Annotated in this window: 1 protein-coding gene; it reads right to left on the reverse strand. The window is 70.9% G+C overall.

Annotated features, from left to right (window positions below):
- On the reverse strand, positions 1–883 hold an 883-nt coding region (locus K6I34_RS37450; RefSeq protein ID WP_229332468.1), incomplete at its 3' end, for a GTP-binding protein.
- Between the last annotated feature and the right edge of the window lie 77 nt (positions 884–960).

Below are 960 nucleotides of genomic sequence, written 5' to 3' on the forward strand. Positions count from 1 at the left end.
GGACGAGACCCTCATGGACCGCTACCTGGGCGGCGAGCACGGGGTGGAAGGAGCCGCGTGCCACGGCCCGTTCGAGGTCCTGGACGAGGGTTTTGACGTCGATCTCCTCGCCGCCCAGGTAGCGGTCCATGAGGGTCTCGTCCTCGCTCTCGGCGATGATGCCCTCGATGAGCCGGTTGCGGGCCTCCTCGATCAGCGGGAGCTGGTCGGGGGCGGGGGCGGTCTCGGCGCGTTCGCCGGAGGAGTAGTCGAAGACGCGCTGCGAGAGCAGGCCGACGAGGCCGGCGACGGTGCGGTGGCCGTCGGCGCCCGCGGGCCCGTGCAGCGGGAGGTAGAGAGGGAGGATGCTCTCGGGGGAGTCCGCGCCGAAGGCGGTGCGGCAGGCCTCGGTCATCTCGTCGAAGTCCGCGCGGGCGGCTTCCAGATGGGTGATGACGATGGCGCGCGGCATGCCGACGGCCGCGCATTCCTCCCACACCATGCGGGTGGCGCCGGTGATGCCCTCGGTGCCCTCCGCGGCGGAGACGACGAAGAGGGCCGCGTCCGCGGCGCGCAGACCGGCCCTCAGCTCGCCGACGAAGTCGGCGTAGCCGGGTGCGTCCAATAGGTTGATCTTGATTCCGGCCCAGCCCACGGGGACCAGGGACAGCTGTACGGAGCGTTGCTGGCGGTGTTCGATCTCGTCGTAGTCGGAGAGTGCGCTGCCGTCCTCGACCCGGCCGGCCCGGTTGACCGCGCCGGTGGCCAGGGCCAGTGCCTCGACCAGAGTGGTCTTTCCGGACCCGCTGTGGCCGACCAGCACCACGTTGCGCACGTGGCTCGGCCGGTCGGCCTCCGCTGCACTGCCCGCGGCCCCTGGGTACGTGCCCGTCTTCTCGCCCATGTGTCCCGCCTCCCGGTCGACACCTGCGGTCCTTCGAGCTTTCCACTGTGGTAACGCTGCGTCCATACATCGCACAC

The sequence above is a fragment of the Streptomyces sp. UNOC14_S4 genome (assembly GCF_020740835.1).
Lineage (GTDB): Bacteria > Actinomycetota > Actinomycetes > Streptomycetales > Streptomycetaceae > Streptomyces.